At 70.2% G+C, this 22,834-nt stretch carries 24 protein-coding genes; 8 read left to right on the top strand and 16 right to left on the bottom strand.

Going from position 1 to position 22,834, the window contains the following annotated elements:
- Positions 1 to 66 precede the first annotated feature (66 nt).
- From D4739_RS07715 to D4739_RS07695, 5 genes are all read right to left on the bottom strand, one after another.
- On the bottom strand, positions 67 to 1,782 hold the full coding sequence (locus D4739_RS07715; protein ID WP_120060012.1) for a bifunctional uroporphyrinogen-III C-methyltransferase/uroporphyrinogen-III synthase: 1,716 nt from the start codon (positions 1,780 to 1,782) through the stop codon (positions 67 to 69).
- On the bottom strand, positions 1,779 to 2,747 hold the full coding sequence (hemC, locus tag D4739_RS07710) for a hydroxymethylbilane synthase (protein WP_238473567.1): 969 nt from the start codon (positions 2,745 to 2,747) through the stop codon (positions 1,779 to 1,781). The genes D4739_RS07715 and hemC overlap by 4 nt, the downstream gene beginning before the upstream one ends.
- Positions 2,744 to 4,084, bottom strand: a complete 1,341-nt coding sequence (locus D4739_RS07705) for a glutamyl-tRNA reductase (RefSeq protein WP_120060011.1) — start codon at positions 4,082 to 4,084, stop codon at positions 2,744 to 2,746. The genes hemC and D4739_RS07705 overlap by 4 nt, the downstream gene beginning before the upstream one ends.
- On the bottom strand, positions 4,081 to 4,782 hold the full coding sequence (locus tag D4739_RS07700; RefSeq protein WP_238473566.1) for a redox-sensing transcriptional repressor Rex: 702 nt from the start codon (positions 4,780 to 4,782) through the stop codon (positions 4,081 to 4,083). The genes D4739_RS07705 and D4739_RS07700 overlap by 4 nt, the downstream gene beginning before the upstream one ends.
- A 200-nt stretch (positions 4,783 to 4,982) precedes the next feature.
- On the bottom strand, positions 4,983 to 5,258 hold the full coding sequence (locus tag D4739_RS07695; RefSeq protein WP_338016267.1) for a glutaredoxin family protein: 276 nt from the start codon (positions 5,256 to 5,258) through the stop codon (positions 4,983 to 4,985).
- Positions 5,259 to 5,286: 28 nt separating this feature from the next.
- Here D4739_RS07695 and D4739_RS07690 point away from each other — a divergent pair, with 28 nt between their 5' ends.
- The 3 genes from D4739_RS07690 to D4739_RS07680 all read left to right on the top strand — a co-directional run bounded on the left by D4739_RS07690 (position 5,287) and on the right by D4739_RS07680 (position 8,399).
- Positions 5,287 to 6,180: an HAD family hydrolase gene (locus D4739_RS07690; protein ID WP_120060008.1), complete on the top strand. Its 894-nt coding sequence runs from the start codon at positions 5,287 to 5,289 to the stop codon at positions 6,178 to 6,180.
- 106 nt (positions 6,181 to 6,286) lie between these two features.
- Positions 6,287 to 7,192 carry a sigma-70 family RNA polymerase sigma factor gene (locus tag D4739_RS17145; protein WP_120060007.1) on the top strand — a complete coding sequence of 302 codons (906 nt, stop codon included), beginning with the start codon at positions 6,287 to 6,289 and terminating at the stop codon, positions 7,190 to 7,192.
- Between the two features lie 91 nt (positions 7,193 to 7,283).
- The gene (locus tag D4739_RS07680; protein ID WP_120060006.1) at positions 7,284 to 8,399 is read left to right on the top strand and encodes a DUF5667 domain-containing protein; all 1,116 of its coding nucleotides are present in this window, start codon (positions 7,284 to 7,286) and stop codon (positions 8,397 to 8,399) included.
- A gap of 147 nt (positions 8,400 to 8,546) precedes the next feature.
- Here D4739_RS07680 and D4739_RS07675 read toward each other — a convergent pair whose 3' ends face one another.
- From D4739_RS07675 to D4739_RS07630, 10 genes are all read right to left on the bottom strand, one after another.
- A complete protein-coding gene (locus tag D4739_RS07675; RefSeq protein WP_120060005.1) occupies positions 8,547 to 9,800 on the bottom strand; it encodes a lysophospholipid acyltransferase family protein in 1,254 nt (417 codons plus the stop codon).
- A complete protein-coding gene (locus D4739_RS07670) occupies positions 9,793 to 10,836 on the bottom strand; it encodes an NAD-dependent epimerase/dehydratase family protein (RefSeq protein WP_120060004.1) in 1,044 nt (347 codons plus the stop codon). The genes D4739_RS07675 and D4739_RS07670 overlap by 8 nt, the downstream gene beginning before the upstream one ends.
- Positions 10,837 to 10,849: 13 nt before the next feature.
- A complete protein-coding gene (locus D4739_RS07665) occupies positions 10,850 to 10,951 on the bottom strand; it encodes a 30S ribosomal protein bS22 (protein WP_017933175.1) in 102 nt (33 codons plus the stop codon).
- 105 nt (positions 10,952 to 11,056) lie between these two features.
- Positions 11,057 to 11,263, bottom strand: a complete 207-nt coding sequence (locus D4739_RS07660) for a helix-turn-helix domain-containing protein (RefSeq protein ID WP_120060003.1) — start codon at positions 11,261 to 11,263, stop codon at positions 11,057 to 11,059.
- A gap of 177 nt (positions 11,264 to 11,440) precedes the next feature.
- Entirely contained in the window at positions 11,441 to 12,247 is an 807-nt protein-coding gene (proC, locus tag D4739_RS07655) for a pyrroline-5-carboxylate reductase (RefSeq protein ID WP_120061793.1), read from the bottom strand.
- A gap of 42 nt (positions 12,248 to 12,289) precedes the next feature.
- Positions 12,290 to 13,222 (bottom strand): proline dehydrogenase family protein, encoded by a 933-nt coding sequence (locus tag D4739_RS07650; protein ID WP_220699253.1) that lies wholly within the window; start codon positions 13,220 to 13,222, stop codon positions 12,290 to 12,292.
- A 54-nt stretch (positions 13,223 to 13,276) separates the two neighbouring features.
- Positions 13,277 to 14,014 (bottom strand): ABC transporter permease, encoded by a 738-nt coding sequence (locus D4739_RS07645; RefSeq protein WP_120060002.1) that lies wholly within the window; start codon positions 14,012 to 14,014, stop codon positions 13,277 to 13,279.
- Positions 14,011 to 14,769, bottom strand: coding sequence for an ABC transporter ATP-binding protein (locus tag D4739_RS07640; RefSeq protein ID WP_120060001.1), 759 nt, complete (start codon positions 14,767 to 14,769; stop codon positions 14,011 to 14,013). Before D4739_RS07640 ends, D4739_RS07645 begins: the two co-directional genes overlap by 4 nt.
- A gap of 97 nt (positions 14,770 to 14,866) precedes the next feature.
- Positions 14,867 to 15,670, bottom strand: a complete 804-nt coding sequence (locus tag D4739_RS07635; protein WP_120060000.1) for a sugar phosphate isomerase/epimerase family protein — start codon at positions 15,668 to 15,670, stop codon at positions 14,867 to 14,869.
- A complete protein-coding gene (locus D4739_RS07630; RefSeq protein WP_120059999.1) occupies positions 15,670 to 16,608 on the bottom strand; it encodes a Ppx/GppA family phosphatase in 939 nt (312 codons plus the stop codon). Before D4739_RS07630 ends, D4739_RS07635 begins: the two co-directional genes overlap by 1 nt.
- A gap of 37 nt (positions 16,609 to 16,645) precedes the next feature.
- Between D4739_RS07630 and D4739_RS07625 the strand changes: the two genes are divergently transcribed.
- From D4739_RS07625 to disA, 5 genes are all read left to right on the top strand, one after another.
- Positions 16,646 to 17,407, top strand: coding sequence for a DUF3109 family protein (locus D4739_RS07625; RefSeq protein WP_120059998.1), 762 nt, complete (start codon positions 16,646 to 16,648; stop codon positions 17,405 to 17,407).
- A gap of 71 nt (positions 17,408 to 17,478) precedes the next feature.
- Positions 17,479 to 18,117, top strand: a complete 639-nt coding sequence (locus tag D4739_RS07620) for a VOC family protein (RefSeq protein WP_120059997.1) — start codon at positions 17,479 to 17,481, stop codon at positions 18,115 to 18,117.
- 3 nt (positions 18,118 to 18,120) lie between these two features.
- Complete coding sequence (locus D4739_RS07615) at positions 18,121 to 18,870, top strand: class I SAM-dependent methyltransferase (protein WP_120059996.1); 750 nt, start codon at positions 18,121 to 18,123, stop codon at positions 18,868 to 18,870.
- 113 nt (positions 18,871 to 18,983) lie between these two features.
- Positions 18,984 to 20,420 carry a DNA repair protein RadA gene (gene radA, locus D4739_RS07610; protein WP_120059995.1) on the top strand — a complete coding sequence of 479 codons (1,437 nt, stop codon included), beginning with the start codon at positions 18,984 to 18,986 and terminating at the stop codon, positions 20,418 to 20,420.
- Between the two features lie 104 nt (positions 20,421 to 20,524).
- Entirely contained in the window at positions 20,525 to 21,610 is a 1,086-nt protein-coding gene (gene disA / locus D4739_RS07605) for a DNA integrity scanning diadenylate cyclase DisA (RefSeq protein WP_120059994.1), read from the top strand.
- A 48-nt stretch (positions 21,611 to 21,658) separates the two neighbouring features.
- Here the strand turns inward: disA and D4739_RS07600 are convergent, their stop codons facing one another.
- Entirely contained in the window at positions 21,659 to 22,783 is a 1,125-nt protein-coding gene (locus D4739_RS07600) for a glycosyltransferase family 2 protein (protein ID WP_120059993.1), read from the bottom strand.
- Between the last annotated feature and the right edge of the window lie 51 nt (positions 22,784 to 22,834).

Here is a 22,834-nt window from a genome sequence, read left to right as displayed (position 1 = left end):
TTGTGCGGTGCACGGCACACGATGTGCCCGTTTCACCGGCTGGCCGGTGAAACGGGCGCGAGGGGGTCAGGACGAGGTGGCCTTGCGGCGGGTCGACGGCTTGCGGTCGGACGGCTTGGTGACCGGCTGACCGGCGTCCACGAGCGCGGCACGACGCGAGGCCCCGAAGTCCGCGAGGGCGTCGACGAGCTCCTCGACCGACGGCGACGACGCCATCACGTCGACGCGCAGGCCGTGCTCCTCGGCGGTCTTGGCGGTGGCCGGGCCGATCACGGCGATGATCGTCGACGGGTGCGGCTTGCCGGCGATGCCGACCAGGTTGCGCACGGTCGAGGACGACGTGAAGACGACCGCGTCGAACTTGCCGGTCTTGATCGCATCGCGCACGGGAGCCGCGGGCGGAGCAGCCCGCACCGTGCGGTACGCCGTGACGTCGTCGCACTCCCAGCCCAGGTCGATCAGGCCGGCGATGAGGTTCTCGGTGGCGATGTCGGCGCGCGGCAGGAAGACCCGGTTGATCGGGTCCAGCAGCGCGTCGTACTCGGGCCAGACGTCGAGGAGGCCAGCCGCCGACTGCTCACCGTCGGGCACGAGATCGGCGCGCAGGCCCCAGTCGAGCAGCGAGGCGGCCGTCTTGTCGCCGACGGCGGCGATCTTCAGGCCGGAGAAGGCGCGGGCGTCGAGGCCGTACTCCTCGAACTTCTCGCGCACGGCCTTGACCGCGTTGACCGAGGTGAAGGCGATCCACTCGTAGCGACCCTCGACCAGGCCACGCACGGCCTTGTCCATCTGCAGCGGGTTGCGCGGCGGCTCGACCGAGATGGTCGGCACCTCCTCGGGCACCGAGCCATACCCGCGCAGCCGGGCAGAGAGCGACCCGGCCTGCTCCTTGGTGCGCGGCACGAGAACCCGCCATCCGAAGAGCGGCTTGGTCTCGAACCAGGAGAGCGTCTCCCGCATGTCCACCACGTTACCCACGACGGTGATCGCCGGGGGCTGGATCTTCGCGGCGCGCGCGTCGACCGCGATGCGCTCGAGCGTCGAGGTGACGGTGCACTGCTGGACGGTGGTGCCGGTCTGGGTCATCGCGACCGGCGTCGACGGGTTGCGGCCGGCGGCGATCAGCGCGGTGGCGATCTCGCCGATCGAGCCCACAGCCGACAGGAGCACCAGGGTGCGGTCGTCGGCGTAGCGGCTCCAGTCGATCTTCTCGCCACAGGTGACGACGGCGAGCTCGCGGTTGTTCTTCGTGGTGAGCGGGATGCCGGCGTATGCCGGGACGGCGGTCACCGAGGAGACGCCCGGGACCAGCTCGAAGCCGATGCCCGCCTTCGCGCAGGCAGCAGCCTCTTCGGGACCGGAGGCGTAGAGGAACGGGTCACCGTTCATCAGGCGTACGACGCGGAGCCCGCGCTTCGCCTGCTTCACGACCACCTTGGAGCGGTTGGCATGCGTGAGCGGCTGGCCGTCGTCACCGAAGCCGCCATCGACGAACTCGGGGCCGGGGCGTCGGTCGCTTCGCTCCCCGCCTGCTGACGCCACCGTCACGACAGGAGCCTCGAGGTCGTCGTCGCTCTCGACCAGCGGAGCGAGACCGAGCACCGAGCGCACGAAGGCTGCGTGCTCGGGCACCTCGGTGATGACCACCTCTGCCTCGGCGAGCAGCGCCGCTGCGCGAACGGTCAGCAGGTCGGGGTCGCCGGGGCCGCTGCCCACGAATGACACCCACCAGGGGCCCTGGGGTCGTCCGGTCTGATCCTGTTCGGAATTGCGTCGCGTCATGCCTGCTGCTTCCTCGCGGGTTCTTCGATGAGTCGTGCGGCGCCCTCGTCGAGCATGTCCTGTGCCAGCCGTTCCCCCACGGCCACGGCGTCGGCGAGCGGGCCGCTCGCTGACCTCCGCATCTCCACTCCACCGTCGGGCGCGAGCGCCACGGCGCGGAGCCACACCTGGTGTCCGTCGCCGGGCTCGTCCGCCTCCGCGACCTCGGCCAGCGCACCCACCGGAGCGGCGCAGCCGGCTTCCAGGGTGCGCAGGAGCGCGCGCTCGGCGTCGACGGCGGCCCGGGTGAAGGGGTCCTCGAGTGCCTCGCGCAGCTGCGAGACCAGCACGGCGTCCGCGGCCCGGCACTCGATCGCCAGCGCACCCTGACCGGGCGCCGGAAGCATCTGGATCGGGTCGAGGGTCTCGGTGATCACGTCGAGCCGGTCGATGCGGGCCAGGCCGGCACGCGCCAGGATGACGCCGTCGACCTCACCGCTCGCGACCTTGCCCAGACGGGTGTCGATGTTGCCGCGCAGGCCGACGATCTCGAGCCCCAGACCGAGCGCCGCGAGCTGGGCGACGCGCCGCGGGGAACCCGTGGCGACGACACTGCCCGCGGGGAGCTCGCCGAGGGTCAGTCCGTCCCTGGCCACCAGGGCGTCGCGCGGGTCCTCGCGTGGCGGCACCGCAGCCAGCGCGATGCCGTCGAACGACCCGGTCGGAAGGTCCTTGAGCGAGTGAACGGCGACGTCGACATCCCCGCGCAGCAGGGCGTCGCGGAGCGCACTGACGAAGACGCCGGTGCCGCCGAGGGAGGCCAGGGCGGAGGTCTGGTTGGTGTCACCCTCGGTGACCACCTCGACCAGCTCGACCTCGACGCCGAGGCGCTCGGCGATCAGCGCCGCCACCTGGCCGGACTGCGTGCGGGCGAGCAGCGAGCGACGGGTGCCGACACGCAGCGTGCGGTGCTCGTGGGCGCTCACGGCTGGGGCTCCGTCGCCAGGTCGGTCGGGCTCGTCGGCGAGACCGGACGGGTCACCGCGTCCACCGCGTCCGGGTCGAGAGCGAAGAGCTCGGCCAGCGCGGCGGCGTAGGAGACCGCACCGTCGGAGTTGGCCAGCTCCTTCACACGCACGGTGGGCTGGTGGAGCAGCTTGTCGGCCACACGGCGTACGGCGTGGAGGACCTCGGCGCGCGCCGCGTCGTCGAGATCCGGCAGGCGCGAGAAGAGCCGCTCGATCTCGGTGTCGACCACACCGGTGGCCATCGTGCGCAGGGCGACGACGGTGGGCGTGACGCTGGCCTGGCGGCGGGCGGAGACGAAGGCCGAGATCTCCTGGCCCACGATCTGGCGTACGCCGAGGACCTCGCGGCCGGCGTCGGAGTCACGCAGCTCGTCCGCCAGGACGCGCAGGTCGATCAGCGTGACGTCGGGCAGCTCGGCGACGGCAGGGTCGACGTCGTGCGGCAGCGCCAGGTCGAGCACGGCGACCGGACGCTCGGAGGAACCTCGGGCAGCGGTCAGCTCGGCGGCGGTGACCACGATGCCGGTGGCTCCGGTGCAGGAGATGACGATGTCGGCGTTGCCGAGCGCGTCCGTGAGGGAGCTCAGCGGGAGCGACCGCGCGGCGTACTCATCGGCGAGGCGCTCCGCGTTGGTCTCGGTGCGGTTGACGACCGTGATGTCCGCGGCACCGCGGCGCGAGGCGGTGGCGACGGCGAGCGAGGCCATGGCGCCGGCGCCGATCACGAGGACACGACTTCCGGTGACCGGACCGACCGCAGCGACCGCGCGGTCGAGGGCCGCGGAGACCATCGAGGGAGCGGCCCGGTCGATGTCGGTCTCCGCGTGGGAGCGCTTGCCGACGCGCAGCGCCTGCTGGAAGAGCGAGTTCAGCGCGGGGCCGACGGTGCCGAGCTCCTGGCCGGTGCGGAGCGCGTCGCGGGCCTGACCAAGGATCTGGCCCTCGCCGACGACCATCGAGTCGAGGCCTGCGGCGACGTGGAAGAGGTGCGAGACCGCGCCGTCGTCGTAGTGGACGTAGAGGTGCGGGAGCAGGTCGCTGGTGATGTCGCTGGTGGCCATGCCGGACCGCTCGCAGAGCAGCCGCGAGACCTCTTCGACGCTGCCGTGGAAGCGGTCGACCTCCGCATAGACCTCGATGCGGTTGCACGTCGCGAGCGCCGTCACCTCGGTGACGTGCTCGATCGCGGCGACGTCGGCGATCAGCTTGCCGACGCCGTCAGGGGTCAGCGCAAGACGCTCGAGCACCGAGACCGGGGCGGTCTTGTGCGAGACGCCGACGACGAGAACGCTCATGCCGAGGCCTCCCGGGCCAGCGGCTGGACGACGGGGGAGCCCTTGCGCTGCTCGTGGAAGGCAAGGATCTGGAGCTCGATCGACAGGTCGACCTTGCGCACCGAGACCCCGGCCGGGACGGCGAGCGTGGTCGGGGCGAAGTTGAGGATGCTGGTGATGCCGGCTGCAACCAGGCGGTCGACGACCTCCTGCGCAGCGCCGGCAGGGGTCGCGATGACACCGATCGCGACCGGTCCGTCGGCGACGACGGCCTCGAGGTCGTCGAAGGGGCGTACGACGAGCCCGCCGACCGTCTCGTCGACCAGCTCAGGCGCGGCGTCGAGGAGCGCGACGACGCGGAAGCCACGCGAACCGAATCCGGCGTAGTTGGCCAGCGCATGACCGAGGTTGCCGATCCCGACGATGACGACCGGCCAGTCCTGCATCAGCCCGATCTCACGGGCGATCTGGTAGCTGAGGTAGTCGACGTCGTAGCCGACGCCGCGGGTGCCGTAGGACCCCAGGTAGGAGAGGTCCTTGCGCAGCTTCGCGCTGTTCACGTTGACCGCGGCCGCGAGCTCATCGCTCGAGCACGTGCCGATGCCCCGCTCCGCCAGCGCCGTGAGGGCACGGAGGTACTCGGGGAGACGTGCAACGGTGGCCTCGGGGATGTCCCTTCCCGCGGCCTGAGCACCATCTGCGGGCGTCCGTGCGGTCAATGTTCTCGTCTCCAACAGCCACGTGAATCAGCTCTTCGCCGGGCGGCAGGGCCAGCCCGAATCGTCCTCGCGGCCCGTTCACTGTAGGAGTTTGTGAACACGAGAACAAACCGAGCCCGAGCGGTGGAACCGGCACGGCTAGCACAGGTGAGAAGTCTCACCCACGCCGGGGGCGGTCAACGCGGAGGTCACCGGTGCGGTCAGCTCGTGAGCGCGGCCCGCAGCCGGTCCGGGTCGACGCGCCAGAAGTCGTGCCGGCGCCCGTCGACCAGGGTCACCGGGATCTCATCGGAGTACGCCGCGAGCAGGGCCGGGTCCGTGTCGATGTCGATCTCCACGAAACTCTCCCCCAGCGCTTCACACACCTGGGCCACCACCTCGTGCGCCACGGTGCAGAGGTGACAACCCGGGCGCATGTAGACGGTTACTCGGGGACCCGCGGCGCGGAGGACGAGGACATGAACCGATCCTGACACAGCCCGGACGGCCCCCTAGGCTTCAGGTGTGACCCCCGAGAAGCGTCGCCCCGCCCGACCCCTCGACCTGCAGCAGCGCTCCGTCCTCGCCGGCGAAGCAGCTGCGGCGATCGCCGAGGTCGAGTCCGCACTGGACGTCCCGATCGACCCGACCAGCGCGGCGTTCTTCGACGTGGACAACACCGTCATGCAGGGCGCGAGCATCTTCCACCTGGCCCGGGGCCTCCACAAGCGCAAGTTCTTCACGACGCGCGACATCCTCGGCGCGGCGTACAAGCAGGCCTACTTCCGGATCGTCGGCGTCGAGGACCCGGAGCACATCGCCAAGGCCCGCAACGAGGGGCTCTCCTTCATCGCCGGCCACACCGTGACCGAGCTCGAGGAGCTCGGCCGCGAGATCTTCGAGGAAGCGATGGCCCACCGCATCTGGCCCGGCACCCGTGCGCTCGCGCAGATGCACCTCGACCAGGGCCAGCGCGTGTGGCTGGTGACGGCCGCCCCCATCGAGATCGCGCGGGAGATCGCGCGGCGCCTCGGGCTGACCGGCGCGATGGGCACCGTCGCCGAGCACGAGGACGGCGTCTACACAGGTCGCCTCGTCGGCGAGATGCTGCACGGCCCGGCGAAGGCCGAGGCGATCAAGGCACTCGCAGCGCGCGAGGGGCTCGACCTGAGCCGTTGCTCGGCGTACTCCGACTCCTTCAACGACATGCCGATGCTGTCGCTGGTCGGCGACGCGTGCGCGGTCAACCCGGACAGCAAGCTGCGCCACGCCGCGCAGCAGAACAACTGGCGCATCCGCGACTACCGCACCGGCCGCAAGGTGGCGCGCGCCGGCCTGATCGGCGCCGCGATCGCTGGAGCGGTGGTCGGCGGCACCAGTGCGGGCGTCGCCCTGCGCAACCGCCCGCGCGCGCACTGAGGCTGCCGACGACAACAGTTCTCCCAGACCGTTCACAGAAACAGTCACTTTCCCCTACTGTGGGGAATGGCCCTCGGGAGAGGGGGGCCTTGGGAGGGGTTCAACGATGCATGAGGCGACGGCATCCGCGCTGCGAGGGCTCGACGCCCTGCGCACCGCCGTGCTCGATGCACTCCTGCTCGAGCCTGCGCTCTGCGCTGCTGGCCCCACCGCAAACCCCTTCGTCCGGCCCACTTCCCGCACCTCCCGTCGTCCGGCTGCCGCGCCGTGGCTGCTGGCCGAGTCAGCTCCCGAGCCGTCCGTCATCGTCGGCACACCGGGCCGCCACCGCGCCGAGGGCAGTGGCACCGTCTCGACGAGTGACCGTCCGCTCGGTGACCGGCCACCCGGTGACCAGCCGCCCGGCGAGCAGCCCGACGACTCCGAGCACGCGATGTCCGCCGAGGCCGACGAGGCCACGCGGGAGCGGATGATCGCTCTGGTCGAGCTGGCCCGCTCCGGCGACAAGGAGGCCTTCGGGCTCCTCTTCGACCACTACCACCCCTCGGTCTACCGGTTCATCTACTACCGGACCCGGTCGCAGGCGCTCGCCGAGGACCTGGCCAGCGAGACCTTCTTCCGCGCGCTGCGCTCCATGAACAACTTCCGGTGGCAGGGCCGCGACTTCGGCGCCTGGCTGATGACCATCGCGCGCAACCTCTGCACCGACCACTTCAAGGCTGGCCGCACCCGCCTCGAGCTCACCACCGAGGACATGGGGCTGCACGACGACGCCACCGATGGCCCCGAGACCGCGGTGCTCGCACAGCTCACCAACGAGACGCTCCTGACCTGCCTCAAGCAGCTCCCCAAGGAGCAGCAGGAGTGCCTGATCATGCGGTTCCTGCAGAGCATGAGCATCGCCGACACGGCCAAAGTCCTCGGTCGCACCGAGGGTGCCGTCAAGCAGCTCCAGCTCCGCGGAGTGCGCAACCTCGCGAAGCTGATGCCGAAGGAGGTGCACTCCGAGTGAAGCGTCCGTCACACGGCGTAACCTCCGGCCGCCTCGAGTCGTTTGACAACTGGATGCCCCCGCACCCCACTGACCTGACAGGACCGACGACATGAGCCCCGTGAGCCCGGCACGCCGCCGCGCCGAGGAGTTTGCGTCCCTGATCGATGGTCGGGGCGGCGATTCCCGCTCGTTCTCCGAGCCGCTCGACCTGGTTGCCCTGCTGCAGTCCGTCCCCGCGCCGGCACCCAACATGGACTACGCGAAGGAGCTCCGTGCGGGCCTGATGGCTGCCGCCGACACCCTTCTCGTCCCCGTCGATGCCCGACTCAGCCTGCCGGTGCGCGAGGCCTCCCCGCGTCGTCGCGACCGCCGCATCGCGGTTGCCGCAACGACGCTGGCCATCCTCGGCGGCAGCACCGGCGTCTCGTTCGCCGCCCAGAACGCGCTTCCCGGCGACTCGCTCTACCCGATCAAGCGCATCCTCGAGAGCGCACGCACCTCGCTGAGCGCCAACGACGAGGCCCGCGCCGACCGGATCATGGGTCTGGCCGAGGGTCGTCTCGACGAGGCGCAGGCACTCGCCCTCCGCGACAGCGTCGAGAGCCAGGCCGCCATCCCGACCGCACTCGAGGACTTCGTCGCACAGGCCAGCCAGGCGGCGGAGACCGCCCTCGGCGAGTTCGCCGAGACCGGCGACAGCGCCCACGTCGTCGAGCTGCGTGACTTCACCGCCGACAGCCTCGACATCCTGGCCGGCCTGAAGGCGCTCGTGCCGACCGAGTTCGCCGACAACTTCGACGCGGCGGTCAACGCACTGCTCAGCATCGATGAGCGCACGCTGCAGGCCTGCCCCGACTGCGGTGGCCTGCTCGACATCCCGGCGATCCTGCTCTCCGGCGCAGCCATCGACTCGGCGTCGGTCTCCCCGCGCACCGCGCTGGCCCCGAAGTCCGACGACCCGGCCCAGGCCGGCGCCACTGACCCGATCGCCGCACTGCTCGGTCAGCTGCCCGCGCTCGGCAGCCTGGCGAGCGGCAAGCCTGCGCCCAGCACCTCTGCGACCGCGTCCACCGCCCCCACCGGCGGAGCGACGAGCGGTTCCGAGGCCCCGCTCGGCGGCGTGCTCGACCCACACGGCACCGACAGCCCGCTGTCCGATGACCCCCTCGGCGACCTGCTCAACCCGCTGCTCGGTCCCCTCCTGGGCACCGACGGCCTGCTCTGACCTCTCACTGACCGCCCCGAGACGGCCCTGGTCGCCGGTCCCGGCGGCTCGACGTAGGGCCAAGATCGCCGGTCCCGGCCATCTGCACCCCTCGGCGCGGCGTACTCGGGCTCAGATCAACGGGCCCGGCCATCTGGGCCCATCCGGCTAGGAGAAGACCGACCGCCGCCGCATGAGCAGCTTGTAGAGCGTCTGCTGGATCGTCTCGCGCACCTGGTCGGTGACGTCGAAGAGCGTCATCGGGTCCTCGGCAGCGGAGGCGTCGTAGTGGTCGGTGCGGATCGGCTCCCCGAACTCGATGATCCACTTCGACGGCAGGGGGATCATGCCGAGCGGACCGAGGAGCGGGAAGAACGGCGTGATCGGGATGTAGGGCACCCCGAGAAGCCGCGCCAGCGAGGGGACGTTGCCGACCAGCGGGTAGATCTCCTCGGCACCGACGACGGACACCGGGATGATGGGTACGCCGGTGTGCAGGGCAGCGCTGACGAAGCCGCCACGACCGAAGCGCTGCAGCTTGTAGCGCTCGGAGAACGGCTTGCCGATGCCCTTGAAGCCCTCGGGCCACACGGCGACGAGCTCGCCACCGCGCAGCATGCGCTCGGCGTCCTCGGAACAGGCCAGCGTGACACCGCCACGACGGGCCAGCGTGCCGATGAAGGGCAGCCGGAAGACCAGGTCAGCACCGAGCGGGCGCAGGTAGCGACCGGTGCGCTCGTGCACCTCGAACATCGTCATCATCGCGTCGACCGGCACGGTCCCGGAGTGGTTGGACACGAGGAGTGCGCCACCCTCCTTCGGGATGTTCTCGATGCCGCGGACCTCGATGCGGAACCACTTCTCCGCGAGCGGGCGGGTGGCGGACAGGAAGAAACGCTCGGTGATCTCGGCATCGAAGCCGTATTCGTCGATCGTGTAGTCGCCGGTGATCCGGCGGCGGGTGAAGGCGATGAAGTGGGCGAGCTTGCGCTCCCAGTCGTCGCCGAAGACCTCCATCGCCGCGTGGTTCACCGCGTGGATGATGTCGGACATCGGGATGCCGCGGTGCTTGGGGGTGTGCTTGCCGGTCTGCGCACCGGGCTCGGGCGCGAGGGTCAGGCTCGGCTCGCCTGCGGCTTCGCCCTCCTGCCCGTCCAGGCCGTCCGTGGCGGATTGGGGTACGTCGGCGCCTTGCGCGCCGCTGTTGGGCCCGCCGAGGTGTCGCTGTCCTCGCTCCTCCGCTTCGCTCCCCCGCTGCGGTACCGACGCCTCGGCTCCATCCGTAACGCTCGGAGGGGTGCCTCGGGATGGGGCGCCCTTGGGCTTGCCCAGCAGGTCCCTTGCGGCTTTCGAGGGCTTCTTGCCGGCGCCCCGTCCCGCGGCACCCCTCGTCCCGATAGGGATGATGTCCGCGTCACCCATCGAGCTCTCCTCGGGTCAGGGACCGCTCGAAACCGGCAAGCACGGGCTCGAGCGCAGCGATGCCGCGCGGGCCCGGCGCGGCACCGATGCCATGCGCGAAGTCGTCGAACGCCTCGGCGCTCGTGAAACGCGGGATGAACCCGAGGTCGTTGCGCAGGCGGGTGGTGTCCACACCGCGACCGTAGGTCAGGAACTGCACCAACTCGGGGGCGAACTCAGCCAGTCCCACGCCCCGCATGGCCGAGCCGACGGCAGAGAGCGCGAACCCCGGAACCGGAAGGCCGGTGCGACCCAGGCGACGGATCGCCTGGGACAGCAGCAGGACGCCGTCGCCGGCGAGGTTGAAGGTGCCGGGGACCTCGGCGTGGACCGCATGGCGCAGCGCCCCCACGAGGTCCAGCTCGTGCAGGAACTGCAGACGCGGGTCGAAGCCGAGCACGTTGGGGATCACCGGCAGGCGGAAGTACTGGGCGATCGGACTGTCGACCTCGGGCCCGAGGACGTTGGCCGCCCGGAGCGTCGTGACAGTGACGTCAGGGCGACGTCGCGAGAAGCCGCGGACGTAGCCCTCGATCTCCTGCGCGTCGCGGGCATAGCCCGACTTCGGCAGCCGCTGCGGTCCACGATCCTCCGTGAACATCGCGGGATCGCGGTGGCTCGCGCCGTAGACGGTGGTCGTCGACTTCACGATGACACGGCGTACGTCGGGAGCGCGCTGGCAGGCGCCGAGCAGCTGCATCGTGCCGATGACGTTGAGCTCCTTCATCGAGCCACGGCTGCCCAGCGAACCGGGAGTGGCGATGACGCTCATGTGCACGACGGTGTCGACGCGCTCGCGGACCAGGATCTTGGCGATCACCGGCCCACGCAGGTCGGCCCTGAGAAAGGAAACGGCGCCGAGGTCACCCACAGGAGGGGCGACATCGACGCCGATCACTCGACCAACGGCAGGGTCATCGGCAAGGATGCGCGCGAAACGTCGTCCGAGGTCTCGAGAGACCCCGGTGACGAGCACGACCTTGCCGGCCTGCGTCATCGAAGCAGTGCGCTCACTTACCGAGCTTGCGACGCGCCACGCGCGTCTTCTTCAGCAGCTTGCGGTGCTTCTTCTTGGCCATGCGCTTGCGGCGCTTCTTGATGACAGAACCCACGGTGAACCTTTCCAGAGCTTCAGTCAGCCCTGGCAGAACAGCATGGGCGACGCACTCAGCCTATCGGTCGGGGAACGTCCCGCCGAATCCGAGTCCGTCCTGATCTCACCCTGCGTCGTAGAACGACCGCTTGATGTACTCGTTGACGTCCTTCTCGGTCACCCGGAAGGAGCGGCCCACGCGGACGGCCGGGAGCTCGCCGCTGTGGACGATGCGGTAGACCGTCATCTTCGAAACGCGCATCATCGTCGCCACTTCGGCGATCGTCAGAAAACGAACTTCCGAGATGTCACTGGACGTGTTGCCTGCCATGGCACACCACTGCTTTCTTTGCGACACGCTCCAGCTTCCCCACTGGCGACCCACGTGCCTCGTGTTCGTGACAATAGGGCCTGATGTGACCCGTGGGGAAGAGTGGACGGAAAAATACTTGTGGTGACCGGCGTGGCGCGTTGAAAGTGGTCGCCGAGCGCTACTCGCCGAGGAGCCCTACTTGCCGGAGGCGAGCTGCTCGGCCCGGTCGCGACAGGCCTCCATCGCGGAGATGAACGCCGCCTTCACCTTGTGGTCCTCGAGCGTGCGCAAGGCAGCCGCCGTCGTGCCACCGGGAGAGGTGACCTGCTCGCGGAGCACGGTGGGGTGCGTGCGGGTCTCGCGCAGCATCGTCGCGGATCCGTAGAGCGTCTGAACAGCCAGCTCGGTCGCGATCGGCCGGGGCAGGCCGAGCAGGACACCGGCGTCGATCATCGCCTCGACGACGTAGAAGACGTATGCCGGGCCGGAGCCACTGACCGCAGTCACGGCATCCTGCAGCTTCTCGGCGATGCGGATGACGTGACCGGTGGCAGCCATCAACGCCTCGGCCTCGGCCAGGTGGGCCTCGTCGCAGTGCGAGCCCGCCGAGATCGCGTGCATCCCCTCGTCGACGGTGGCCGGGGTGTTGGGCATGACACGCACGACGGCGACGCCTTCGGGAACGCGGCTCTCGATGAAAGCGGTCGTCAGGCCGGCAGCGAGTGACACCAGCAGCTGGCCGGGGCGCAGCACCGAGGCGAACTCCTCCAGCGCGCCACCGAGGTCCTGCGGCTTCATGCCCAGCACGATGGTGTCGGCAAGCGCGGCGGCCTCGATGTTGGCCAGCACCTCGACGCCGTACTTCTCGGCGAGCTCGGCGCCGCGCTCGGGCCGGCGTACTCCGACGACGAACTCGTCGGCACCACGGCCCGCGCGAAGGAGCCCGGCGAGGATCGCCTCGCCCATCACTCCGACGCCGATGAAGGCGGTCCGGTCACCCACCACAACACCCACTTCTTCTCGGGACTTCTCGCCGCCGCCTGCTCAGCGGCGCGACATCAGGGATCTCACGAAGAATGACAGGTTGGCCGGGCGTTCCGCGAGTCGTCTGGTGAGGTACCCCCACCACTCCTGGCCGTAGGGCAGGTAGACCCGGACGCTCTCCCCGGCGGCAGCCAGACGACGCTGCTCCTCGGGCCGGATGCCGTAGAGCATCTGGAACTCGTGCCCGCCGGGACCGCGCCCGTGGTCATCGGCGATGCGTTGGGCGATCGCGATCATGCGCGGGTCGTGCGACGCGATCATCGGATAGCCGTCACCCGCGAGCAGCACCTTGAGGCAGCGGACGTAGGACAGGTCGATCTCGTGGCGGTCGCGCCAGGCGACGTCGGCTGGCTCGTCGTACGCGCCCTTGCAGAGCCGGATCCGCGAGCCGGTGCCGGCGAGGTCATGGCAGTCCTGCTCGGTGCGATGGAGATAGGCCTGCAGCACGCCACCGGTCTCGGGGAACTCGCGGCGCAGCTCGTGGAGCACGTCGAGAGTCGCGTCGGTCACCGTGTGGTCCTCCATGTCGATGGTGACGTCGGTGCCCACGTCGCGCGCCGCCTGGCAGATGGTGCGTGCGTTCTCGAGGGCGATCTTGTCGCCGTTGGGCAGCCGCAGGCCGATGGCGGTCAGCTTGACCGAGACCTCGGCGCTGGCGGTCAGGCCACGTCCGGCGAGCGCATGGAGCAGCCGGAGGTACTCCGCCACGGTCGCATCCGCCTGCGCCTCCTGGAGGGTGTCCTCGCCGAGGAAGTCCAGGCTGACGTTCATCCCCTCAGCAATCAGCGCTGCGGCCGTCTCGACGGCTTCCTCGGTGTTCTCGCCGGGCACGTAGCGGGCGACGACGGCCCGGGTCACGGGCACGGTCGTGACCAGGCGCTTGACGGCCTGGCTCTTCGCGAGCAGCAGCATCGGCTGGCGGAGCAGCGACATGGCCCGACATTACGCCCGCCGCCCCAGAATCGGGCTACCGCAACGGGCAGCAGGTCACGGCGTACGGCGCCGGAGGGTCGCTGCGCCGAGCCCGAGGCCTGCGAGGGCGAATCCCGCGACAACGGCGAGGTCGCGCCAGACCAGCGTGGTGTCCGCCTCCCACCTCAGCCGGGCCATCGCATCCACGGCGTAGGAGAGCGGGAGAACGTCGGACACAGCACTGAGTACGCCGGGCAGCAGGTCGCGCGGCACGAAGAGTCCACACAGCAGCAGCTGCGGGATCACGATCAAGGGCATGAACTGGACTGCCTGGAACTCGGTCTGCGCGAACGCGCTCACGAAGAGGCCGAGGGCTGTGCCCAGCACGGCATCGGTGACGGCGACGAGGCAGAGCAACCAGACCGGACCGGTCACGTCGAGGCCGAGCGCGAGGATGCTGAGGCCGACGGCGAGCGCCGACTGGATCGCGGCGAGCAGCCCGAAGGCGAGCGCGTAGCCGAGCAGGAAGTCGAGCTTGCCCAGAGGCATCGACAGGAGCCGCTCGAGCGTGCCGCTGCTGCGTTCGCGCAGCGTCGTCACGCTGGTCACCAGGAACATCACGATGAACGGGAAGATCGCCAGCAGCGCCGGCCCGAACCGGTCGAAAGCCGAACCGGGCAGCGCGTCGAACATCCACCAGAGCAGGCTGATCAGCAGGCAGGGCAGGACCAGCAGCATGGCCAGCGTGCGGTGGTCGCGGCGCAGCTGCGTGAGGACCCGCAGCGCGACCGCCAGCGCGACCCGGCCGCTCATGCTGCACCTCGCACGATGGCCAGGAAGGCTTGCTCGATGTCTTGCGTGCCCGCCTGCTCACGGATCGCCTCGGGCGTGCCGTCGGCGATGAAGGCACCATCACGCATCAGCATCAGCCGGTCGCAACGCTCCGCCTCGTCCATCACGTGGCTGGACACGAAGACCGCTGCTCCGGCGTCGGCGATCCGGTGGAAGAGCGACCAGAGGTCCTCGCGGAGCACGGGGTCCAGGCCGACCGTCGGCTCATCGAGGACCAGCAGGTCGGGGTGGCCCAGCAGCGCGACCGCAAGGCTGACCCGCGAGCGCTGGCCGCCACTCAGCCTGGACACGACGTCACCCGCCTGGGCGCCGAGGTCGACGGCATCGATGGCTCGGGACACCCCGTCCCTGCCGACCCCGAGGACCTGCGCGAAGAAGCGGAGGTTCTCGGTGACGGTCAGGTCGTCGTACACGCTGGCGGCCTGCGTCACGTAGCCGACACGGTCCCGCAGCGTGCGGCTGCCCGCCGGCTGACCGAAGACCTCGAGGCGGCCGCTCACGCCTCCCTGCACACCGACGAGCGCACGCATGAGGGTGGACTTGCCGCAGCCGGACGGGCCGAGCAGCCCGACGACCTCACCCGTCGGGATGGTGAAGTCGAGCGCGTGCAGCACCTCGCGCTTGCCACGTACGACGGTGAGCCCGCTGGCCAGCACGGCGTCCGCCCGCTCGGCGGGTGCGCCAGAGAGGGGTGCGCCAGAGTGGGGTGCGTCCATGCTTCGACGCTACTGCTCAGCAGGCAGTGCAGCGAGGATCCGGCCGACGACGGGCATGCCCGTCCAGTTCCCCTGTCGACGAGGACGACAAGCAGGTTCAGAGGATGTGGCGGTTGCCCTGGTCCGCGAGGTGCTCGCGGGCGAAGGCGAGCGACTCGGCGAGATCGGTGTCGCGGGCCTTGGCGCTGCCGGAGCGGCGGGTGTTGATCTCGACAACGACATGGCCGGAGAAACCTGTGTCCGCGAGATGGCGCAGGAGCTCCTTCGCGGGCTGGTTGCCGCGCCCGGGGACGAGGTGCTCGTCCTTCGGTGAGCCCATGCCATCGGTCAGGTGGACGTGCCGGAGGCGGTCGCCGAGCCGGCGCACCAGCTCGAGTGAGTCGACCTGCGCCGTCGCCGCATGGGACAGGTCGACGGTGGTGTTGGCGTAGGGCTCGCGGCTCGGGTCCCAGCCGGGCTGGTAGACCTCCATGCCGCGGCGCGTGGAGGCCCGCCACGGGAACATGTTCTCGACGGCGAAGGCGATGCCCGTGCGCTTCTCCAGGCCGGCGATGCCCTCGACGAACCCGCGCGCGTAGTCACGCTGCCAGCGGAACGGCGGGTGCACGACCACGACATCAGCCCCCAGGTCGTGGGCCAGCTCCGCGGAGCGCTCGAGCTTCTCCCACGGCTCGGTGCCCCAGACCCGTTGCGTCACCAGGAGGCAGGGCGCGTGGACGGCGCAGACGGGTACGCCGTGGTGGTCGCGCAGACGCTGGAGCGCGCTGGTCTGCCGCGACAGCGAATCGATGCCGACCATGACCTCGACGGCGTCATATCCGAGCCGTGCAGCGTAGGCGAACGCATGGGCCGTCGACTCCGGATAGACCGAGGCTGTGGAGAGTCCGACCAGAGGGGACATCAGCGGTTGATGAAGCCCAGATGGTCGAAGCGCTCGAGGATCACGCCTTCGCGGAGCGCCCACGGGCAGATCTCCAGCTTGGACAGGTCGAAGATGTCCATGACCGCCTCCGCGACGAGCGCGCCCGCCACGATCTGGTGACTGCGGCTGGACGAGACACCGGGCAGCAGGGCGAGCTCGTCGTTGCTCATGCCGATCAGCTTCGGGATCCACTCGGAGAGCTCGGCTGCCGGCAGCGCGCGGGGCACGAGGGATCCGTCCCCGGAGGGCGCTGCGCCGCAGATGCGCGCGAGGGACCGGAAGGTCTTCGACGTCGCGGCCGCGCGGTCGGGGGCGCCGTAGCGCAGGAGCTTGCCGGCGTCCTTGGCGATGTCGGCACGGATCTTGCGACGGAGGTCCCTGAGGCCGGCCTCGTCGATCGGTCCTTCGGTGAAGTGGTTGCGGGCCAGCCGGCCGGCGCCGAGCGGCAGCGACCAGGCGACGTCGGGCGCCTCGTCCTTGCCGCCGGCGATCTCGAGCGAGCCGCCTCCGATGTCGAACACGGCCAGTCGGCCGGCGGACCAGCCGAACCAGCGGCGTACGGCGAGGAAGGTCAGGCGCGCCTCGTCCTCACCCGGAAGGACCTCGAGGTCGACCCCGGTCTCCTTGTGGACGTGGGCGAGCACGGCGTCGCTGTTGGTCGCGTCGCGGACCGCCGACGTCGCGAACGCGAGCATCTCCTCGCAGCCCTTGTCCTCGGCGACCTCGAGCGCAGAGGCACAGAACGAGGTGAGCGCGTCGATGCCCTCCTGGGTCACCGCTCCACCCTCGTCGAGGTGCTCGGCGAGGCGGAGCGGCTCCTTGTGGGAGGAGGCCGGCAGCGGCGCCGCGCCACCGTGCGCGTCGACCACGAGGAGATGACCGGTGTTGGAACCGATGTCGAGAACGCCCAGACGCATGTGCCCACGCTACCGCCACTCCGCGTACCCTTTCCCGGTGCCTGAGGTCCCCCTTGATTTCCCGCGTGCGTACGTCGAGTTCACCGACCCCGCCGATCCCGACCAGGTCTTCCGCTGCGACCTGACCTGGCTGACGTCCAGCTGGACGTGCATCTTCGGCAGCGGGTGCGCCGGGATCTACAAGCACTCCCCCGACGTCGGGTGCTGCACGCTCGGAGCGCACTTCGCCGACAAGGACGACGAGTCGCGGGTCAAGGCCAACGTCGAGCAGCTGACGCCAGAGCTCTGGCAGTTCCACCCCGGTCGCGACGTGAAGACCAAGGACTGGGTCGAGAAGGACGAGGACGGCGAGCGCAAGACGAAGGCCCACGTGGTCGACGGGCAGTCCGCATGCGTGTTCTCGAACCGGCCAGGCTTCGCCGGTGGTGCCGGGTGCGCGCTCCACAACCTCGCCGTCGCGCAGGACCGCTCCTACATCGAGACGAAGCCCGACGTGTGCTGGCAGCTGCCCATCCGTCGTACCTATCGCGAGGTCGAGCGCATGGACGGCTCGACGTACACCGAGGTCGGCATCCTCGAGTACGACCGCCGCGGCTGGGGCGCCGGCGGGCACGACCTCGACTGGTACTGCTCGGGCAACACCGAGGCACACGTCGCCGTCGAGCCGGTCTACGTCACCAACGCCCCCGAGCTGACCGAGCTGATGGGAGCGGCGGGCTACGCAGCCCTCGTCGAGCACGCGGAGGCCCACGTGCGCTCGCGATCGGCGCTCGCGCTGCACCCTGCTGACCCCCACTGATCTTTTCTCGACGTCAAGAGACATCGACCCCGGTTTTCACTCCCGGAGGGGCTCGGGGTCAGAATGCCCGCATGCGCCTCGACCACGTTTCGTACGCCGCAGGACCGGACGGCCTCAAGGCCACCGCGGAGCGACTCAGCACGCTGCTGGGCACCACGTTCCAGGACGGTGGTGTGCACCCGCGCTTCGGCACCCGCAACATGATCCTGCCCTTGAGCGACGACATGTACTTCGAAGTCGTCGAGGTCCTGGACCACCCGGCATCGGACAAGGCAGCGTTCGGCCAGGCCGTCCGCGCCCGCTCCGCCCTCGGCGGCGGCTGGCTCGGCTGGTGCGTCGGCGTCTCCGACCTGCCCTCCATCGAGACCCGCCTCGGCCGCCCCGCGGTCGACGGCTACCGCCACCGCCCCGACGGCCACGAGCTGATCTGGAAGCAGATCGGCGTCAGCGGTCTCATGGCCGACCCGCAGCTGCCGTTCTTCATCCAGTGGCTCTCGCCGCAGGAGGACCACCCGAGCGCTGGCGGCACCGACGCGTTCTCCCTTGCCTGCCTGGAGATCGCCGGCGACCCGCACCGGGTCAGCGAGTGGCTCGGCGAGCCCGAGGACCACCCGCTCGAGGACGTCAAGGTCGAGTGGGTCGCCCCGCACGGCACCCCCGGCATCGTCGCGATCCAGTTCCACACGCCGGACGGCCTCGTCCGGATCTGATCCGTGTCTGGCCGGACCGGTGCTGCACCGGGGGCGATCCCGTCCCCGAACATCTGGCACCACACCTCGACGTACGAGCTCGAGAACCGCGCCGCCGATCCGGAGCACGCGATCGAGTCGGCGATGCGGTCGATCCTCGGTCCACGGGGGTGGGCCGGACGGACCCTTCTCGACCTCGGCTGCGGCACGGGGTTCCACCTGCCGCAGTGGGCCTCCGCGCCCGACGCTGCCGCCCGGGTGATCGGTGTCGAGCCGCACGCCGACCTGCTGACCGTCGCTGCGCGGCGAGTACGCCGGCTGGGCAACGTCACCCTGCTGGCCGGCACCGCCCAGCGGATCCCGCTGCCCGACGCGTCGGTCGACGTCGTCCAGGCGCGATGGGCCTACTTCTTCGGGCCGGGTTGCGAGCCGGGCCTGGCCGAGCTGGACCGCGTCGTACGCCGCGGCGGCACCGCCTTCGTCATCGACAACGACGCGCGCCGCTCGACGTTCGGTGGCTGGTTCCGGCGTGGCTACCCGATGGTCGATCCCGATGCAGTGGAGAAGTTCTGGTCGACGCATGGCTGGACCCGCACCCCGGTCGACATCATGTGGCGCTTCGATTCGCGCGCAGACCTCGAGGCGGTCGTGCGGATCGAGTTCACCCGCGAGGTGGCTGACGAGGTCCTCGCCGCCTGGCCGGTCGATCGGACCGGCGGCGTCGGCGGGCTCGAGGTCGACTACGCGGTCAACCTCTGGACCCGGCAGTTCTGACCCGCCCCCCTTCCCCGTTGACGCGGCGCTTTGTTGGCTTCGAGACGGCGCTTCGTTGGGAGTTGTGCACAGCCTCCCGGCGATTGTCGGCAGCTTCGAATACGCTTTCGAACATGGCAACCACCAGCAGGCCCAAGACCCCCCGGCCCGAGCACCGCTGCGCCGAGTGTGGCTGGACCACAGCCAAGTGGGTCGGCCGCTGCGGCGAGTGCCAGGCCTGGGGATCCGTGGTCGAGGTGGGTGCCCCGACCTCACGTGTCTCGGCCGGCCCGGTGACCACGCCGGCCGTGCCGATCGGGCAGGTGGCGATCGAGGAGTCGACCGCCCGGGTGAGCGGCGTGCCCGAGCTCGACCGCGTGCTCGGCGGCGGCCTGGTTCCCGGAGCGGCGATCCTGCTCGCCGGCGAGCCCGGCGTCGGCAAGAGCACCCTGCTGCTCGAGGTCGCCGCCCAGACCGCGCGCACCGGCCGGCGCACGCTCTACGTCACCGGCGAGGAGTCCGCGGCACAGGTGCGCCTGCGTGCGGACCGCACCAACGCGGTCGTCGACGAGCTCTACCTCGCCGCCGAGACCGACCTCAGCGCACTGCTCGGCCACATCGAGGCAGTGCGTCCCGAGCTGCTCGTCATCGACTCGGTGCAGACCATCGGCGCGGCGGACGTCGACGGCGTCCCCGGTGGCGTCACCCAGGTCAAGGAGGTCGCAGCGGCGCTGGTCCGGGTGGCCAAGACCCGCAACATCACCACCGTCCTGGTCGGTCACGTCACCAAGGACGGCTCGATCGCCGGTCCCCGCGTGCTCGAGCACGTCGTGGACGTGGTGCTGCACTTCGAGGGCGACCGCAACAGCCGCTTCCGCATGCTCCGCGCGATGAAGAACCGGTTCGGCCCGGTCGACGAGGTCGGCTGCTTCGACCTCGGCAGCGACGGCATCACGGCGGTCTCCGACCCGACCGGGCTCTTCGTGGAGCACCACGCCCAGCAAGTCGCCGGCACGTGTGTCGCGGTCACGATGGAGGGCCGACGCCCGCTGCTCGCCGAGGTGCAGTCGCTGGTCACCGTCAGCCCGAGCGACAAGCCGCGGCGCACGACCTCCGGGCTGGACTCCTCGCGCGTGGCCATGGTGCTGGCCGTCCTCGCCCAGCACGGCGGCCTCCGGCTGCACAACCACGACGTCTTCTGCTCGACGATCGGCGGCGCCAAGCTCCAGGAGCCCGCGAGCGACCTGGCCATCGCGATCAGCCTGGCCTCGGCCCACTACTCCCGGCCGGCACCCATGGCCACGATCGCGATCGGCGAGCTCGGCCTGGCCGGCGAGCTGCGGCGGGTTCGCGATCTGCCCCAGCGTCTTGCGGAGGCAGCCCGACTCGGCTTCAAGTACGCACTGGTGCCCGCCGATCGCGGTGCCGCCAGCACACCCGGTCGGGTGCGCATGGTCGACGGCATGAAGGTGATGGACGTTCCCGACATCGCCGCGGTCATGCGCCTGCTCGACCTGCGTGGTCGCGTGGTGCACGAGGCGCCCCGACTGGCCGAGGCCTCGTCCGACTGAATGCCGGAGCCCGCGACCGGGTCAACGGAATCCACAGGTCACCCACAGCCCCCATCCCCTAGACTCCGTGGTGTTTCCACACTTCATCGACGGGACATCTGCTAGTGGCCGCCATCGAGCGCTCCGACGAGGTGCTGCGCCTCCGCGCCACACTCGCCTCCATCGCCCCCGGCACGCCCTTGCGCGACGCCCTCGAGCGCATCCTCCGCGGCCGCACGGGTGCCCTGATCGTCATCGGCTACGACCGCACCGTCGAGTCGATCTCCACCGGCGGATTCCAGCTCGACGTGCCCTTCACGGCCACCGGCCTGCGCGAGCTGGCGAAGATGGACGGCGCGATCATCATCGACGCCGAGCTGACCCGCATCCACCGTGCCGCGGTCCACCTCATGCCCGACCACACCATCCCCTCGGACGAGACCGGCACCCGCCACCGCACGGCGGACCGTGTTGCCCGGCAGACCGGTTTCCCGGTGATCTCGGTGTCCCAGTCGATGCAGATCATCGCGGCGTACGTCGGCGAGACCAGGCACGTCCTCGAGGACTCCGGCCGCATCCTGACCCGCGCCAACCAGGCCCTGGCCACGCTCGAGCGATACAAGATGCGCCTCGACGAAGTCTCGTCGACCCTGTCAGCGCTGGAGATCGAGGACCTGGTCACCGTCCGCGACGTCGCGGTCGTCGCCCAGCGCCTCGAGATGGTCACGCGGATCGCGCGCGAGATCGAGGACTACGTGCTCGAGCTCGGCACCGACGGCCGCCTGCTGACCCTGCAGCTCGAGGAGCTGATCACCGGCGTCGACATGGAGCGCGAGCTGGTCATCCGCGACTACCTCCCGGGCGGCCGCAAGGCCAAGAGCCCCGAGGAGCTGCTGCTCCGACTCGAGCACCTCGACGCCACCGACCTGGTCGACCCCGCCTCCGTGGCGCGCGCGCTCGGCCTCGGCACGAGCGAGCACCTCGACGGAGCGGTCACCCCGCGCGGCTTCCGCCTGCTGGCCAAGGTCCCGCGTCTTCCCGCTGCCGTGGTCGAGCGGCTCATCGAGCACTTCGGCACGCTGCAGAAGCTCCTCGCGGCCAGCATCGATGACTTGCAGGCCGTCGAGGGCGTTGGCGAGCTGCGCGCACGCAGCGTCCGCGAGGGGCTCTCCCGGCTGGCCGAGTCCAGCATCCTCGAGCGCTACGTCTGACTGAGGGACCCGCAGGGTCACCCGCCTGACCGCGCCCGCGGTCGGACCTCAGCCGACGACGTACGCCGCCCGCGGGATGCGCGCGTCGTCGCGGAACGGCAGCACGGCCTGACGCTCGCCGTCGACCTCCTCGAACTGCAGCCCACCCGGGAGCGCGTCGAGGTAGTCGATCAGCGTGAGCAGGTCGTCGCGCCGGTCCTGTGCCACGAGGACGCCCATCAACCGCTGCTGCACGGGCACGGTGGTCAGCTCGAACGGCACGGACTCGTCGTTCCAGATCTGGATCTGCATGTCGCGCAGGACGTGCCAGTACTCGTCATCACCGAGGCGCACCGCGCGGTAGTGCTCCCACATGTCGATCGGGAGGATCTCGCGGAGCAGCACCTCCATGATCTCGGCGGAGCCGTGCTCTCGCACCATCTCCAGCGTCATGAACTTGGTCTGGCGCCGCTCGCGGATGTTGGTGATCTCGATGCGTCGCTGCGTCGCCGAGCTCAGGTCGTGACGGAAGCGCCACTCGTAGACGATTTCGGTGATCACGTCGAACTTCTTCGCCGCGAGGAAAGCCTGCGTGAGGGCCACCTGGTCCTGGTAGCGGGTGCGCTCCGGGAAGTGGATGGCCGCGCGCTCCCAGAACTCGCGCGTGAAGATCTTGTTCCACACGAAGACGTCGGCCAGCATCAGCGGCGCGTCCTCGATCGTGATCCCGAGCCGCCGCTCGGCGTGGTTGCGCTGCATCAGCGGAGTGACGTAGCGGCGTTCGGTGCTGACCCGCTCGGCCTTGCCGACCACGAAGTCGGAGCCGGTCTTCTTCAACGTCTTCAGCATCGCCGACCAGGCGTCGGCCGGCAGCTCGTCGTCGGGGTCGACGAACGTGACGTACGGCGCGGTGCAGAGCGGCATCGCCACGTTGCGGGCGGTGCTGACGCCACTGCGCTCGGGCAGGCAGACCAGCTGGATGCGGCCGTGCTCCGCGGCGTACCGCTCGACGATCTCGCGGGAGCCGTCCGTCGAGGCGTCGTCGACGACGATGACCTGGAACTGGCTGACCGGCTGGCGCAGGATGCTGTCGAGGCTGTCCGCGACGTACTCCGCGACGTTGTACATCGGCACGACGACGCTGATCAGCGGATCGGCGTCCTTCCACGGCCGCGCAGAGCGTTTCAGCAGCATGGGGCCCAGGCCTTGCGGCAAGCGTCGATCATGAAGCGGAGGCTACCCGAG

It is taken from the genome of Nocardioides cavernaquae (assembly GCF_003600895.1).
Lineage (GTDB): Bacteria > Actinomycetota > Actinomycetes > Propionibacteriales > Nocardioidaceae > Nocardioides > Nocardioides cavernaquae.
Note: the sequence above shows the minus strand (reverse complement) of the source record. Positions and strands in the feature narration are given on the sequence as shown.

Bases quoted from the DNA above. Each gene is read 5' to 3' on its own strand.
- D4739_RS07715 (WP_120060012.1), bottom strand. From the start codon at position 1,782: ATGACGCGACGCAATTCCGAACAGGATCAGACCGGACGACCCCAGGGC.
- D4739_RS07705 (WP_120060011.1), bottom strand. From the start codon at position 4,084: ATGAGCGTTCTCGTCGTCGGCGTCTCGCACAAGACCGCCCCGGTCTCG.
- D4739_RS17145 (WP_120060007.1), top strand. From the start codon at position 6,287: ATGCATGAGGCGACGGCATCCGCGCTGCGAGGGCTCGACGCCCTGCGC.
- D4739_RS07680 (WP_120060006.1), top strand. From the start codon at position 7,284: ATGAGCCCCGTGAGCCCGGCACGCCGCCGCGCCGAGGAGTTTGCGTCC.
- D4739_RS07675 (WP_120060005.1), bottom strand. From the start codon at position 9,800: ATGGGTGACGCGGACATCATCCCTATCGGGACGAGGGGTGCCGCGGGA.
- D4739_RS07670 (WP_120060004.1), bottom strand. From the start codon at position 10,836: ATGACGCAGGCCGGCAAGGTCGTGCTCGTCACCGGGGTCTCTCGAGAC.
- D4739_RS07660 (WP_120060003.1), bottom strand. From the start codon at position 11,263: ATGGCAGGCAACACGTCCAGTGACATCTCGGAAGTTCGTTTTCTGACG.
- D4739_RS07650 (WP_220699253.1), bottom strand. From the start codon at position 13,222: ATGTCGCTGCTCCGCCAGCCGATGCTGCTGCTCGCGAAGAGCCAGGCC.
- D4739_RS07645 (WP_120060002.1), bottom strand. From the start codon at position 14,014: ATGAGCGGCCGGGTCGCGCTGGCGGTCGCGCTGCGGGTCCTCACGCAG.
- D4739_RS07640 (WP_120060001.1), bottom strand. From the start codon at position 14,769: ATGGACGCACCCCACTCTGGCGCACCCCTCTCTGGCGCACCCGCCGAG.
- D4739_RS07635 (WP_120060000.1), bottom strand. From the start codon at position 15,670: ATGTCCCCTCTGGTCGGACTCTCCACAGCCTCGGTCTATCCGGAGTCG.
- D4739_RS07630 (WP_120059999.1), bottom strand. From the start codon at position 16,608: ATGCGTCTGGGCGTTCTCGACATCGGTTCCAACACCGGTCATCTCCTC.
- D4739_RS07620 (WP_120059997.1), top strand. From the start codon at position 17,479: ATGCGCCTCGACCACGTTTCGTACGCCGCAGGACCGGACGGCCTCAAG.
- radA (WP_120059995.1), top strand. From the start codon at position 18,984: ATGGCAACCACCAGCAGGCCCAAGACCCCCCGGCCCGAGCACCGCTGC.
- D4739_RS07600 (WP_120059993.1), bottom strand. From the start codon at position 22,783: ATGCTGCTGAAACGCTCTGCGCGGCCGTGGAAGGACGCCGATCCGCTG.